Below are 14144 nucleotides of genomic sequence, written 5' to 3' on the forward strand. Positions count from 1 at the left end.
CAGATTCGGTGTGGAATCAGCAACAGAAAAAATTAGCTGAAACAAAATAATCGTCAGGGGCTGCGCGCCCCTTTCTGATACGCTTTCAGAACCAGAAGATTCGGTGTTGAATGTGAGGCAAGCAACTCAAGATTCAGGTTAGGATAAAGTTTACATAGTAACGCAGGGGGAGTAGATTTATTGTGTTCCTGAAAGGGAGGGGATCCAAGTATGAGACTAATCTGGGTATCTTCGGACTACTATGTATTTGAAGAGCCACACCGGAAAGTACTGGGGAAAAACCGACTCACTATTGTGTGTCATGGGAGCGATCATCGGGTTGGGGTACCACATGTCAGGCTTGAAGGTAAGCTCTATAATGCAGCACAATTTTCACAATACATTAAAAGGCTGACTAAGATTAATGAGTTATATAATATTCGACTTGTTTCTTGTGGCACAGCGACTCTTGATCGCGACAAAGGCGGCTTGTTAAGAGCTTCGGTTTTTTTTAAAGATTGGTCTTGGTCAACTGCTTTCGGTTCACAATTATCTCTTTTTTTACCAAATATTTTTGTAAGGGCATATATGGGGAGTGTCACTGTAGATTGCGTGAGCGAATACACCTGGGGCTATTATATAAAAAAAGGGCTTCAAGCTACTGAAGATATGCTGACTGAATCGTTTGGATTACACAAGAATACCACCGGCACTCATTACCATTGTGTGGTATTTTTAAACGGTCGATTTTATAAGCAAAGTTACAATACAGATGCCTCTCTAGAATTTTAAATAAAATGTTCTACTTGTTAATCCCAATATCCCCCATTTCCGTCAGAAAACCAGAATCCCCGCCCTGAGCGGTAATTACGTAAAATCAGCCAATTATCTAAAGGTGGGATTTCTCACCTTTTAACTCCTTGATTTTATTCAATTCCTGCACAGTGACAGAATTACGTAAAATCAATAGGTTACGTTAAATGGGATGATTTTCCTCTTTAACCCCTTGATATCCCTTATCTCCTGCATGGTGCAGGTTCAGGCGCACCCATTTAACCCTCGTAAAAATTAACTATAGGGATTCCTTGAGTTTAAGGAGTCGTATTACCGAAGTCCTCAGTTCAGGCTCCCCGATAATTTCGGGGTGGCTATCAGCGAAATTTTTCGCTCAGTTCCAATCTCCAAAATTTTATGGAGGTTACACATCGGCTGAAAATTTAGCTGATGAATCCACCCATTTAGTCGAGGTGTCCAAAGTGAGGACCTCGAAAGAATCAATAGGTTGCTTCACTGGCTGGAACATAAGCACGCTGCAAATTTGCAACCGGTCATACTTTGAGCACCCTAAAACGGGGGAACACAAAAAATGGCCCAAGTCTGGATTATCTTGCACTCTGCTGAGAGGGCTTGATTTCAAGCTGTCCTTCTGTGGTGATTTCCACCATAGTTGAATAACCAATTGATATTATTGGAAACATCAATTTGAGGAAGTCGGAGATCATCGCATAGGTAGATATGGATTACCCGTATGTTAAAGGGCAGATTTCTGCCCTATAGTGAATTTCACTTCATATTTTGCACAGTGTATCTGTGTTCGAATCCTGAGTTCGCAGTAGAAAGAAGGAGTCTAACAAAATTAATAGATTTCGCTTAACCGTCCATTTTTACTCATGAAATTTTTATGTGTATAGCAATGTGTGTAGGTTTATTTTTATAATTTATTTTACTGATTAAAATCAGTTAATTAACTATTAAGTTTGAATCTTCTTTTATCCGCATCTACGCTTCTACTAATATCTCCTTAAGTCTCCTTTTCTCAGTAAAATCAAAGAAAACCAAAACATTACGCTCTACTGACGTCTACTGGATTCTATTGCAATGTACCCCAATCAGGGGGTATATATAGGGGTATATTTTTGTACCCCCTAAAAAAATACCCCCATTACTGTGAGGGGACGAGGATGCTAGCAACATGAAACTAACAGCTCGGCAAGTTGAAACAGTAAAACCCCAAGATAAAGATTTTAAGCTATCGGATGGCGGCGGTTTATATCTGTTGATAAAGACAAATGGTTCTAAATATTGGAGATTAAAATACCGCATTGCAGGAAAAGAAAAACTGCTTGCTATTGGCACTTTTCCGCTTGTTACTTTGGCAGAAGCCAGAAAGAAACGTGATGAAGCGAAAAAGTTGATAGCCGAGGGTATTGATCCCAACCAAGATAAAAAACAAAAGAAACTTGCGGCTCAGGGAGAAATCAATAACACCTTTGAAAGCATTGCGCGTGAATGGTACGAACAGCGCAAGGACAGGTGGTCAGTAGGCTATCGTTCTGACATGATGAGCGCTTTTGAAAATGATGTCTTTCCTTATATTGGTCATCGACCGATAACGGAAATCAAACCGCTGGAACTGATGGAAGTTCTGTCCAGAATGGAAAAGCGGGGCGCAACGGAGAAATTAAAGAAAGTCCGTCAACGCTGTGGTGAAGTCTGGCGATACGCTATCATTACAGGCAGGGCAGAATATAACCCTGCCCCCGATCTTGCCAGCGCGTTTATTCCCCACAAAAGAGAGCATTACCCTCACCTTAATGTTAATGAATTGCCTGAATTTCTAAAATCTATTGATAAGCATATGGGCAGCCAAGTAGTTAGGCATGTTTTGCGGATTCTAATCCTAACTGGATTGCGTCCGGGAGAATTAAGGAATCTTGAATGGGGTGAAGTCAATTTGGAAAAAAGAACGCTAGAAATTTCTGCCGAAAGAATGAAAATGAGCAGACCGCATTGTGTGCCTTTATCCGATCAGGCCGTGACTTTATTTCAACAGCTCACTCCAATTAGTGGTGATTATCAATATGTATTCCCCAGCCGAACAAACTATAAAAAACCAATTAGTGAAATGGCGATGAATGTCATGATGAAGCGCATGGGATATGGCGGCAGGGCGACAGGTCACGGATTCCGCCATACAATGAGCACTATATTAAATGAGCAAGGCTATAATACGGCTTGGATTGAAATACAGCTTGCTCATGTTGATAATAACAGCATTCGAGGGACTTACAATCACGCCCAATATTTGGATGGTTGCAGGGAAATGCTTCAATGGTATGCCGACTACATGGACGTACTCGAACAAGGCGGAAATGTAGTGCATGGCAAATTTAAGAAACATGCTTGATTGAATTATCTGAAAATAATCATTTCATGTTAATACATAACTATTTATGGTTTTATATTAATCATAAAGAGTTATTTTTGTAAACTGTAAGACATAATACATTCTTTGTATGAAACAAATTAGAAAGCATAAAAATCCTTGGGGCACTCATGCAGCAATAGTCTCTGCCAAATAGTGATCTGTTTCTTCGCTTAATTTTATCCCCGGATACCAATGCTCAAATTGAGTTTTTAAATCATTATTGAGTACCGCTGTTCGTGTCTGGAGTAAATAGTGTGCACCCTGTTGACTCCATTGCATTTGCTGTTTCTTCACCATGCGTTTAGCGATGACTTCATTGATCGTCGATTCAACAAATGAAGAGGAAATCAGTTCACCATATCGGTACATTTCACCGTAATTTGGGATCATCATGCTGTTATTCCTAATATAGCTATACATCTCGTCGAGATGTTTTAATAGCGCTTTATTGTTTTCATAATGCACTGTATCGTCATCACATATCTCGGCACAATAATCCAGATATTCCAATGCCTTATCAACATTTCCATGCCAGATATACCATTTTGTACTGGTTAAAGAGTTTAATAATTCCGTACCGAGTTCAGGATCGTTTTTAGATACCCCTTTGGCATATTGTTTTAGTACTGTCAGACGCATCGTGATATGAAACCAATCAAGTACGTGTTGGGATTCGGGGTACAGGTTAAATTGTAGATCCTTTAAATTATCAGCACCATCCGATAAGAAAGTCATTTGTTGATTAGCCTGCATTCCCTGTGAAGATAACTGGGCCATGAGTTTTCTTCTGGGATGATTTTCCAGACATTGCACAAAACCAAAGCGTTTGGTTGGGACATTAGTAGCGAATGATTTCCCGGCGATAACCTCGAAATGATGTTTTCTATCGTCCCGATTTCTGACATAGCCCCCATCAATGCCAACCGTCATTGGTTTTCCCGGTTTGGGTAATTTTTCCCATTCTCGGGGAGAGCCGGGGAGAAAATCAGGCAACCCGTCTAACTCTGCTTCTTGCTTTTTGGCGGTCTGGCAAAGATGGTTTCGGATGGTGGCAGCATTACAGTGCTCCCCCACCGGCAGAATATCTTTGAGCAGACTGGCGGTCAGTCCATAGGCCATCAGTGAGGCCCATTTGGTTTCTATATACCTGAGTTCGGGATGGGTATGTGTATCACACCAGTTATTGAGTAAGCTAACCGTTTGGGATGAATTTTTCTCACAGGCACATCGATAAACCCGAAATCCCTTTACAGGGATAATGCCAAATAAGGTTCGATACTGGATTTTCTGTTTGCCTTTTATCCGGCGATCTCGCTGACAACAAGGGCAAACACGATGTTCATCCAGGAATTCAGTCGCCTGTTTCTGGATCACCGATTGTTGGATCGTGTTCAAAATCAGTTTAGATTCAGACAGGGAAAGTCCAATATCATTGGGAGAATCAGTCTGTTTTTCTATCGTGAGTAATCTCTCCGTATGACGGTGGCCTGATTTATCCACCATCGTTATTTGGATCGTGAGTTGCATGATGCTGTCCTCCCGGGGCTATCGCTGTGGTATTCCCTCGTTTTTTAGCTGGTGACGCAATTTATAATAGGTGGAAACACCCAATCCCACATTATCACAGGCCAGCTTTAACTTAATGCCTTTCGCTCTCAGCGCATCAATCTGGGGGAGTTTATTGATATCCGCAGGTGGTCGACCAGTGCGTTCTCCGCGCTGTTTTTTAGCCGAGATCCCTTCGGCCTGTCTTTCCCGAATTAATGCCCACTTAAACTGGCTGAATGCAGACATCATATGCAGTTGCAGCTCCTGCATGGGAGTTCCCTCGCCAGCACTAAACGTGAGCCGTTCTTTTAGAAAGATCAGTGTAATTGCTGACGTAAACGCAGGGTCAAGGCACACATATCCATCATATTGCGGCATAGCCGGTCAATGGAGTGAACAATAATGGTGTCGCCTGTTCTGACCTGTTTAAGCATTTCCTGAAGTTGTGGCCGGTTGGTGTCTTTAGCACTGGCCTGTTCGAGATAAATTTTGTTAATTTCAATCCCGGATGCAGACAGCGCCTCTTTCTGGCGTTCAACATGCTGATCAACAGAACTCACCCGGATGTAGTCATAGTGCATATCAGCCTCAAAAGTCTCTAAACATAATAAAGAATTATAGAATAATCTATAAAGTCCACTTTTCCGATGTTTATAGAGCGCAATTGACTTATTTTAAATACGAACTGAAAAGGTATACCTTTATAGAGTCCAGTCTAAGCCTTGCGAATAGTTAGGCGTGTAAAAATCATAGTCTTTTAATAACCGGTTGAGTCGATGGCGGTTAAACTTGACGCGATTGAACTCGTCGATGAATTCTTGGATGTCACCAAACGTGGTATTGTCATCACTTTCAACAATGGCTTCTAAGAGCTTCAATGTTGCTTCGGTTTCATCATATTGGGCGGCATCAGGCATACCTTGCCCACTAAGGCAGAAAGGCGTACTTTTATTTGAGTGAGTTTTAACTGATTCAATACGGATATCCAGCAACCAATGCCGAAAGAAATTATACTCATAAGTGAATTTATCACGGTTTTCGAAATGAAAAGACGCAAGTGAAACAATCCAGGGATCATCATAAAAACTGAGACCCCCTTCATAGCAGATACCGTAATCTTTACCGTGGATATGAAAGGTATGGAGATAGTCATTATCCCAGCCAAAAGCAAATTGCAGCAGAAAATGAAAAGCCCCTAATGACATATCACTCTGAATGCGAAAACGGCGCCAGATCATAGGGCTGATATCTCGAATGGCAGCTTTTACCGTATATACGGGCATAATTGTCCTTTCACTATGATGATAAAGCGAACAATCATACTCATTGATTAAAGAAATACCCCACAGATTTTTATGCTCTCAACAAGGGGCCTTAGCTTATTAACAAAGTCTCGCTTAAATGTGCAATTTGAGGCTCACCTTGTTTCTTATGATGGTAGCTAACCACCATAATTACTATGATACAAGTGCAATTTCGAAGAAAGGCGGTCAGTTGCTATAGTAGGCCTCTTTCTCGCCAAAGGAACATGCACTATGACCGATAAACACCTGACCGAAACAGAAAGATATCAGATTTTCAGCCTGAAAGAAGCCGGTTTTTCACAACGGGCGATTTCAAAGTCACTCAATCGAAACCCATCAACGATTAGCCGGGAATAGAGACGAAATCGGGAAGCAAAGAAATATGCTCCTGAACAGGCTCAGCTTAAGGCCGTAGCGCGCCGACATTTTGCTATAAAAGCAGTAAAAGTGAACCCAGAGATAGAAATGTGGATCAAACAGTTAATTTGGCAAGATTTAAGTCCTGAACAAGTTGTGGGTTATCTCAGGCGGGAAGCGAAAATATCTTTACATCATGAGACGATTTATCGGTTGATTCATAAAGATAAAAAGAATGGCGGTGATTTATGGCAGCATCTCAGGATTGCGAAAAAAACCTATCGTAAACGCTATGGACGTTATGAGCGCAGAGGAAAAATCAAAAACAGAGTCAGTATTGATAATCGCCCGAAAATTGTGGATAAAAAGCAACGTATTGGTGATTGGGAAGGTGATACCATTGTTGGGAAACATCATAAAAGTGCATTATTGACATTGGTTGAACGCAAGTCACTATTCACCATCATAATTAAACTTGAAGATAAAACAGCAGAAGGTGTCGCAAAAGCGACAACAAGACACTTATCACTGATAAAACATAAAGTTAAAACAATGACCTTTGATGACGGCCTCGAATTTGCCGAACACGAACTCATCAGTAAAAATTTAGAGACAAAAATTTATTTTGCTCACCCGTATTCCCCCTGGGAAAGAGGAATAAATGAGAACACGAATGGATTAATCCGAGATTACTTCCCAAAAGGAACCGATTTTAATCAGGTATCCGAGCTAGAGGTTAACCTTGTGGCAAACCGATTAAATAATCGTCCTCGTAAAACACGAAATTACAAAACACCGAATGAGTTATTTAAAGGAATACCCACTCATTTACTTCGTTCATTACGGTGTTGCGCTTAATATGTGAATCCAAGTTTTTGATTTATAACCGATAGATTTCAGTCAGCATCGTGGCGACAAATGCATGGCTCCTCAGATGCATAGCCTGACTATGTGGCTGGGGGATATGAGCTCAGCCAACAAGGTAGCAATTTGAAAAACAAAATATATAAGCGTTTAAGGTAATCTCCCAATCTTCGCTTCCACAACAACCCCAACAATATGCACATGACCATTGAGAGGTATCATATTATATTGGGTGTTCAATGGTTTTAAAAACGTATCATATCCTTCAGTGATCAACTGCTTGAAAGTCAGTTCTTTTTCGCCATCAAGTTTTGCTACGACCAAGTTGTTGGTTGTAGGCTTCATTTCTGGGTCAACTAAAATGATCATACCTTGTGGTATGCTTAATCCATTCGGCGATACCATTGAATCTCCTTTTACTTCCAGCCAAAAAGCACGTTGTGAGCATTCGACAGAAGTTTTATATCCTTTCTCAATGCGATTTATGTGGTATTCCGGTGTGGGGTCTTCGCACCAATGACCAGCCTTTGTCCAGTCGAGTAGTGGGTATTGTTTTTGAATATGTGTCTGTTCAGCAAACGTAGCATTATCACCATAGAGAACGGTTACAAGTTTCCTGACTTGTTTATCCAGTGACGGACTGAAATCTGCAATCTGGACTCCTAATTTTTGGGCAAAATAGGCTGCCATCTCCAAATTAAGGGCATTTATGCCATTGAGATAATGTGAAATCGCACTTTGAGTCTTGCCAATTTCTTCTGCAAGTGTTTCCTGAGAGATGCCGAGCTGTTTTTTCTTAGACTCAAATAGGTCTTTTAAGCGTGTGGCATCTTTAAGCTGTTCTGCTGTGAGTTTCTTTTTCATGGACTCATTTTAATACCAACGCTATTAAAATTAAAAATACTAATAGTATTGAAATATTTAGTACTTTAGATATTATTTTGGAGTAATCAGGAGGAAACATATGGAAAAAATTTCATTATCAGAATATGTAAAGCTAAATGGCCAAGCCAAAACAGCACGTTTAGTTGGTGTTCATCAAACTGCGATAAGTAAAGCATTGCGATCGGATCGTCAGATATTTTTGATTCGTCAGGAAGATGGAACCTATAAAGCTGAAGAATGTCGCCCATTTCCTAGCCAAAAACCGACAGAATTGCGGGAAAAGAAAATATCAGAGGTATGATTAATTCATCTCTATTATAGATTGAACTTAATTATCTCACTGATTTTATTAAGATGTTTTTTGTGTATATTGCTTGGGAGAGAACATGAATTCTAACATTCGTCATTATTTCAGAGCGATGGGGAGTATTCTGGATATCATGCCTACAAACGATTACCGTGATACTTTAGATATTGATTCAGCAAGTGGAGATTTACTCGAAAATCAGGTGGGTTCTCATTACTTGGACTCATTTCCATCTCCTGATGCATTAAAAAACTATGAATCAATTCTACCAGGTTGTGCAGAAAGGATATTTTCTCTCAGAGAAAAAGAGCAGGTTTTTCAGCATGAAAAACAGAAAAAAGCACTTGATGGTCTGATAAATAGAGATAGAAGAGGGCAATGGATGGGCTTTTCCATCTCTATGTTTATCTTAATCATTGCAACGGTTTTTGCGTTGAGAGGGGAAATGTTGTTTGCTGGTACTTTAATCACTGTTGATTTGGTGGGATTAGTTGCCGTGTTTGTTATCGGGCGTAGAACACATATTAAGTGATTTTAAAATAATATGGTAAGTTATTTAGAAAATATGTGACTATTTTTATTTGCTATTTTTTATATCTGTTACTTTTATTTAGATTTAGTGCGGTGGTTCTTATTCTATATCAATGAAGCTGATATGATGATCATCGACAAATATAAAAAAAATTGTATGATAGGAGTGTGTTTATGTATTAAAAATAAATTAGCGTATTATAGAGAGTTAATATGGATATTAAAACCTTATGTGAAATTTACCAATCTGGAAAAAAACTGAAATATCTTTTTTTCTGGGGTCATAAAACTAATCATGCCAACTACATAACCAAATCTTGTCTAAGTCAGTGGTATCCAGTTCAATTTACTATTGATGATGTAAAATATTCCAGTGCGGAACACTATATGATGGCAGGGAAGGCGCGTTTGTTTAATGATCTCGAAGCACTGGAAAAAATTATCAACGCTAAAAACCCAGGCGCAGCGAAAGCATATGGCCGAGAGATACGTGGATTTAACCGATCGATTTGGGATGATCATCGATTGAAGATAGTGATTGAAGGTAATCTGGCAAAATTTTCTCAAAATAAACCTTTGGCAGAGTTTTTATTGAATACAGAGGGAAAAATATTGGTTGAAGCTAGCCCTGTTGACCGTATCTGGGGAATCGGGCTGGCAGAAGACTTCCCCAATATCCAGAATCCTTTAACGTGGGATGGTCTGAATTTATTAGGATTTGCATTGATGGCTGTGCGTGAAAAATTAAAAGCATAAGCTAAAGTATAGAGCCTAATTGGATAGGCTCTATACTCTTTATCTTTTAAGTTGCAATTTTGTTATAATTGATAAATTTGTGTTGTATTTGGATTTAAAATCTGTTGTGTATCTGCTTGCAACTGATTGGCTTGAAGGGAATAGTGTCTTGCTCGCGTTCCCATTAGGCTGATAACCGTAGCGAATTAATAATTGTAATCTAATTAATCTTTTCTGTTATAGAAAAATAGATCAATAGTTATTACTCTGTATTTAATGAATATCTTTCAGAGTTATTTATACTCAATAAATTTCAAATCGCAACTCAGTTAACAAAGCAACAGTTTGAAAGATAAAGGGTATAGCTCTTGTTTTATCTTCTTTTTGGGAAAAAATACTATCAGGAAGTCGCTATGACTATTGATCAACATAATCCATTTTCTGTTAACACAACATTTCCCATTCACACAACCCAAGGAATTTAATCTTGCCTGATTCAGTTTTATTTTCTGCGATTAAAAGGCCGACTGCTGGAGTACAGTTAGTATTTCTACACCATGCTGGAGGCTCTTGTTTTTCCTATATGGAATTGGCCCACAAATTATCAGGGTTTATTGAAGTCTATTGTATGGAACTTGCTGGCAGGGGAACACGCGCTTCAGAGCCTTTTCAGACGGATGCCGAGAAGGTGCTTTCCGATATCCTGGCCTCGATAAAGCGTTTAAGGCTAGGAGAGGATAAACCTTTATTATTGTTTGGGCATAGCATGGGAGCAGAGCTTGCCTATCAGGTTGCTCATAGGCTTGAGTGTGAAGCGCCTGAAAAGAAAGTTGCCCTCATTATCTCTGCCCGTGGTTTTTCCGAACCAAAGGGTTTGAAAAGTGGGCCAGGTGAGGAATATTCTGATGCTCATGTTTTAAACATCCTTGAACAATGTGAGGGAACGCCTCCAGATGTTCTCGTTAACCCTGAATTGAGTAAATATGTGATTGGAACAATGAAAAATGATCTGGTTTTATTGGATTCTCTGTCCCGATTACCGAAGCCGAAGCTAAATGTTCAAACTCATGTAATAGGGGGAAGCGATGATAGAAGAGTTCCTGTCCCACGATTAGCAGAATGGTGGCATGTGTTGCCCGCACCAGTAGAACAACAGATTTTCACAGGAGGACATTTTTATTTATTCACAAATGATGCCGTGATCCCTTGGCTCGAAAAACAAGCTCGGGGGTTTGCAGGAAATACCTAGATTTGTCATTTTGAACCTGGGCTGTGCTCAGACAAAAGCGGTAGCTTTTGAACGCCCTTTAGTGTGGCCCGGAAGGGAGAGCACAGCGAATCAATCCTCACGTATTACGGTGTGCCCCTCCTTATTACACACATCCATTAACGTCTCATTACGTCTATCTTATTAATAATATCAAATAAAAATGCAATACCTTATTATCACAAAGTCTACTGTCGTCGTTCAAAATCTATACAGTTTGTTGTATGGTTTTCTGTATAGAAATTTCCTATACATTTTTTCTATACAATATTGGGTGGTTTATGAAGCTAACAGACTTGGCAATTAAATGAGCCAAACCAAAGGAAAAAGCCTATACATTAGCGGATGGTAACGGCCTATCTTTGTTAATTGATACTAATGGATCGAAAGGTTGGCGGTATCGTTATCAATTTGCTGGTAAGACCAAAATGATTTCATTCGGTGTCTATCCAGTAGTAACACTCACTGAGGCCAGAGCTAAACGTGACGAAGCGAGAAAACTGGCCGCTATCAATTTATTGAATCATGTATAGTATGCCTATTTGGAGAACATTCAAATGGCAAAGATTGATGTGACCTGCCTCTCTTGTTGTGCAGTTAAAGGGATCCACCGTAATGGGCGCTCACGTTCTGGTCATCAACGTTATCTTTGCCAATCCTGCCGTCACTCTTGGCAACTTGAATTCACTTATGTCGCTTGTCGTCCCGGCACACATAAGCAAATCGTCGATATGGTCAGAAATGGAATGGGATGTCGGGCGACAGCACGGGTGATGGGGATTGGCCTAAATACCGTTCTTCGCCATTTAAAAAGCTCAGACCCAAATCGGTAACGGAAGCCATTGCTCCCGGCACCAAAGTGATTGTCTGCTGTGAGAGGGATGAGCAGTGGTCGTACGTGAAGTCAAAGAATAAGCCCCGTTGGCTCTTTTATGCCTGCGACAGGATAAGACGAAAAGTGATCGCCCATGTTTTTGGTCCAAGGATAAAAAAGACATTGATGCGTCTGATGGCGTTGCTGGCTCCTTTCAACATTGTCGTCTATATGACAGATGGTTGGAGAAGCGATGAAAAAGCGTTGGCGGGGAAACGGCATGTGGTCAACAAGCGTTATACCCAACGCATAGAGAGGCATAACCTGAATCTTCGTCAGCATTTGGCAAGACTGACTCGCAAAACGTTGTCTTTTTCAAAATCCATAGAAATGCATGACAGAATTATAGGATATTATCTGAACATTCATCACTATCAATAAATTGGAATCATGACCTCATCTTTAGTTCCAATTAATAGTCAGAATTAAAATATAGTAAATCGCGTAAATTTCAAGGTGTTTTATAATGATAATATGTTAAAAATCAAAAGCCGTCAAAATAATCATATTTAATATTCATGCAATAACGAAAAATATGATTTATTTTAGTCTGATAATTAGCGATAATTAATTTTGCCATACAAGATCCATTTTATTTTAAAAGTAAAGAAAGTATTTTTAATAAATACAGAGTGAAAGCAATCAATTTTTATTTAGTTAACATTTTCCATAATACCAATTAATCTGGCTGCTGTATTAAGTTTATGTTCATAACTATGAGAAAATATATGTGGGTTATTCTTTATAATTTACATATTAAATATCAAGCAGTCGGAGGCTTCCCAATGAAAAAGAGGAGTTAACCGATGTCAGATAATAATTGTTTAAAACGAATGAAAGAAATACTTGAGCTTGCAGAAAGAGAAAAACACGCGCTAAAAGAAGAATGCCCTCCTTGGCATGATGAAACATTTATTAGTTCCAACATTGACGATGGTCACGGTCATCACGGTATTATGCTTCCCAACAATCACCGTTACTTTCTTGTAAAAGTTGTTATTGAGGGCATGGAAGGAAGGCATACTGCTGTGTCCACTGCCTTGTATGTTAATGGAGAACCAATAAGTCCCATTAGCTCAGGCAACTCAGTCAGCTCAAGCAAAATGCCTATTTGCGATGACTTGAAATTACCTATTTGGGATGACTTAGATGGTGGGGAAACAAAAGTTTACGAGTATCAAATTCCAGATGCTACTACGGTGAAATTAGCGGGGCATATATCTTCCATGAATTTGCTTAAAGGAGGAGAGGCCAGAATTACCCTTAGGGGGTATTACGACTCAAGGCCTGTAATAAACCAATAAGAGATTTGATACAATCCCATTTGTTAAAGGTGGCTGCCTAGGCGGTCACCTGACTCAATAATAAAGCAAATCATAGCCAGAATTAATAATCACCAATAGTTTCCCCTGAATTTTTGTGCCTACCATAAGCCTCATTCATCTCCTTCTCCCTCAAATTCCACACCGAATCTTCCGGCATCTGGACACGAACGTCCAAGCGGCATCCTTCGGGAATGTTACAGGCTTCACCATCAGCATAGTAGGCCTTCTCGCTGTCCACGATGTCTTTTATCCGCCGGTTCTGAAACCGTTCAGGCAAATTGTAGCAGTCTATGCACGAAACAAAGTAATGACCGTTTTATTAAATGCTGTCTTTGTGCTTTTTAACCTGTTGATTTTTATGATAGTCAAAACCTTGACCATCAAATAATGCCCGGTATTTTTACAATTATGGCAACAACTGTTGCGGAAATCCCCACGGAGGACGGCTTGAAATCAAGCCCTCATAGTGTAGTAAAACAACATGATCCAAATTTGAGCCATCTTTAAGGTGGGTGAATTTCTTCTATACCTTTTACTTTCGTACATGCGGGATTTTCCCTTATGTGACTTACTGACAGAATATGCATTTCGTCGTCAGTCAGTCACTGGAAAGTAGTTATAATTTTAACTTATTGATTTTTATTATTACTCAGATTTGAAGCATTTTTTTAATGTCATACATTTGCTCAAGCATCACTCATATATCACGAATAATATGTTTGTGAATCTATTGGTTTAATGGGTAACCTTTTGAATTTAATAATGATTGAAATTCCATATCATCTTTTTGTATCGCATAAAGCCAATATGGAAACAAAGCAAGATTGAAAGTATGCATGTTCATACGATTAAAGGTGAGGATTTAAGGGCATTTCGTAACCAACCAAGTGAAAGATATTCACTCAGTTAATAAGCACATAGCCTCATTGACTTTATGAACAGAGAAAGACACTACTTGTA

The 14144-nt window shown here is 39.5% G+C and carries 14 protein-coding genes and 2 pseudogenes; 10 read left to right on the top strand and 6 right to left on the bottom strand.

The window, feature by feature from the left end; all coding sequences use genetic code 11:
• Positions 1-210 precede the first annotated feature (210 nt).
• Entirely contained in the window at positions 211-771 is a 561-nt protein-coding gene (locus tag H8A87_RS17420) for a hypothetical protein (RefSeq protein ID WP_198691191.1), read from the top strand.
• Between the two features lie 1180 nt (positions 772-1951).
• Positions 1952-3166 (top strand): tyrosine-type recombinase/integrase, encoded by a 1215-nt coding sequence (locus H8A87_RS17425; protein WP_198691192.1) that lies wholly within the window; start codon positions 1952-1954, stop codon positions 3164-3166.
• Between the two features lie 147 nt (positions 3167-3313).
• Here H8A87_RS17425 and H8A87_RS17430 read toward each other — a convergent pair whose 3' ends face one another.
• The 4 genes from H8A87_RS17430 to H8A87_RS17440 all read right to left on the bottom strand — a co-directional run bounded on the left by H8A87_RS17430 (position 3314) and on the right by H8A87_RS17440 (position 6018).
• Positions 3314-4714, bottom strand: a complete 1401-nt coding sequence (locus tag H8A87_RS17430; RefSeq protein ID WP_198691193.1) for an ISKra4 family transposase — start codon at positions 4712-4714, stop codon at positions 3314-3316.
• A gap of 18 nt (positions 4715-4732) precedes the next feature.
• Positions 4733-5005 carry a recombinase family protein gene (locus H8A87_RS20250; RefSeq protein ID WP_269749566.1) on the bottom strand — a complete coding sequence of 91 codons (273 nt, stop codon included), beginning with the start codon at positions 5003-5005 and terminating at the stop codon, positions 4733-4735.
• A 47-nt stretch (positions 5006-5052) separates the two neighbouring features.
• A complete protein-coding gene (locus H8A87_RS20255; RefSeq protein ID WP_269749567.1) occupies positions 5053-5316 on the bottom strand; it encodes a recombinase family protein in 264 nt (87 codons plus the stop codon).
• 120 nt (positions 5317-5436) lie between these two features.
• A complete protein-coding gene (locus H8A87_RS17440; protein WP_198691194.1) occupies positions 5437-6018 on the bottom strand; it encodes a plasmid pRiA4b ORF-3 family protein in 582 nt (193 codons plus the stop codon).
• A 252-nt stretch (positions 6019-6270) separates the two neighbouring features.
• Here H8A87_RS17440 and H8A87_RS17445 point away from each other — a divergent pair.
• Positions 6271-7254: pseudogene (locus H8A87_RS17445) on the top strand (IS30 family transposase).
• A gap of 156 nt (positions 7255-7410) precedes the next feature.
• Here the strand turns inward: H8A87_RS17445 and H8A87_RS17450 are convergent.
• On the bottom strand, positions 7411-8124 hold the full coding sequence (locus H8A87_RS17450; protein WP_198691195.1) for a LexA family protein: 714 nt from the start codon (positions 8122-8124) through the stop codon (positions 7411-7413).
• A gap of 100 nt (positions 8125-8224) precedes the next feature.
• Between H8A87_RS17450 and H8A87_RS17455 the strand changes: the two genes are divergently transcribed.
• From H8A87_RS17455 to H8A87_RS17485, 7 genes and pseudogenes are all read left to right on the top strand, one after another.
• Positions 8225-8446 (top strand): Cro/CI family transcriptional regulator, encoded by a 222-nt coding sequence (locus H8A87_RS17455; RefSeq protein WP_198691196.1) that lies wholly within the window; start codon positions 8225-8227, stop codon positions 8444-8446.
• A gap of 85 nt (positions 8447-8531) precedes the next feature.
• The gene (locus tag H8A87_RS17460) at positions 8532-8984 is read left to right on the top strand and encodes a DUF2335 domain-containing protein (RefSeq protein ID WP_198691197.1); all 453 of its coding nucleotides are present in this window, start codon (positions 8532-8534) and stop codon (positions 8982-8984) included.
• Between the two features lie 212 nt (positions 8985-9196).
• The gene (locus H8A87_RS17465) at positions 9197-9739 is read left to right on the top strand and encodes an NADAR family protein (RefSeq protein ID WP_198691198.1); all 543 of its coding nucleotides are present in this window, start codon (positions 9197-9199) and stop codon (positions 9737-9739) included.
• Positions 9740-10205: 466 nt separating this feature from the next.
• Positions 10206-10967 carry a thioesterase II family protein gene (locus H8A87_RS17470; protein WP_198691199.1) on the top strand — a complete coding sequence of 254 codons (762 nt, stop codon included), beginning with the start codon at positions 10206-10208 and terminating at the stop codon, positions 10965-10967.
• 299 nt (positions 10968-11266) lie between these two features.
• A pseudogene (locus tag H8A87_RS17475) lies at positions 11267-11494 on the top strand (Arm DNA-binding domain-containing protein); the annotation flags it as partial.
• 48 nt (positions 11495-11542) lie between these two features.
• Positions 11543-12240 (top strand): IS1 family transposase gene (locus tag H8A87_RS17480; RefSeq protein WP_232370343.1). Its coding sequence is split into 2 segments (ribosomal slippage): positions 11543-11792 and positions 11792-12240, totalling 699 coding nucleotides; the frame shifts between segments, so codons are not numbered across the junction.
• Between the two features lie 425 nt (positions 12241-12665).
• Positions 12666-13163: a hypothetical protein gene (locus H8A87_RS17485; protein ID WP_198691200.1), complete on the top strand. Its 498-nt coding sequence runs from the start codon at positions 12666-12668 to the stop codon at positions 13161-13163.
• A gap of 82 nt (positions 13164-13245) precedes the next feature.
• Here the strand turns inward: H8A87_RS17485 and H8A87_RS17490 are convergent, their stop codons facing one another.
• Positions 13246-13461, bottom strand: coding sequence for a phage tail fiber protein (locus H8A87_RS17490; protein ID WP_198691201.1), 216 nt, complete (start codon positions 13459-13461; stop codon positions 13246-13248).
• Positions 13462-14144 lie beyond the last annotated feature (683 nt).

The sequence above is a fragment of the Xenorhabdus lircayensis genome, from assembly GCF_016306625.1.
In the GTDB taxonomy this organism is placed as follows: domain Bacteria; phylum Pseudomonadota; class Gammaproteobacteria; order Enterobacterales; family Enterobacteriaceae; genus Xenorhabdus; species Xenorhabdus lircayensis.

Coding starts and splice junctions, on each gene's coding strand:
- H8A87_RS17420 (WP_198691191.1), top strand. CDS start 211: ATGAGACTAATCTGGGTATCTTCGGACTACTATGTATTTGAAGAGCCA.
- H8A87_RS17425 (WP_198691192.1), top strand. CDS start 1,952: ATGAAACTAACAGCTCGGCAAGTTGAAACAGTAAAACCCCAAGATAAA.
- H8A87_RS17430 (WP_198691193.1), bottom strand. CDS start 4,714: ATGCAACTCACGATCCAAATAACGATGGTGGATAAATCAGGCCACCGT.
- H8A87_RS20250 (WP_269749566.1), bottom strand. CDS start 5,005: ATGCAGGAGCTGCAACTGCATATGATGTCTGCATTCAGCCAGTTTAAG.
- H8A87_RS20255 (WP_269749567.1), bottom strand. CDS start 5,316: ATGCACTATGACTACATCCGGGTGAGTTCTGTTGATCAGCATGTTGAA.
- H8A87_RS17440 (WP_198691194.1), bottom strand. CDS start 6,018: ATGCCCGTATATACGGTAAAAGCTGCCATTCGAGATATCAGCCCTATG.
- H8A87_RS17450 (WP_198691195.1), bottom strand. CDS start 8,124: ATGAAAAAGAAACTCACAGCAGAACAGCTTAAAGATGCCACACGCTTA.
- H8A87_RS17455 (WP_198691196.1), top strand. CDS start 8,225: ATGGAAAAAATTTCATTATCAGAATATGTAAAGCTAAATGGCCAAGCC.
- H8A87_RS17460 (WP_198691197.1), top strand. CDS start 8,532: ATGAATTCTAACATTCGTCATTATTTCAGAGCGATGGGGAGTATTCTG.
- H8A87_RS17465 (WP_198691198.1), top strand. CDS start 9,197: ATGGATATTAAAACCTTATGTGAAATTTACCAATCTGGAAAAAAACTG.
- H8A87_RS17485 (WP_198691200.1), top strand. CDS start 12,666: ATGTCAGATAATAATTGTTTAAAACGAATGAAAGAAATACTTGAGCTT.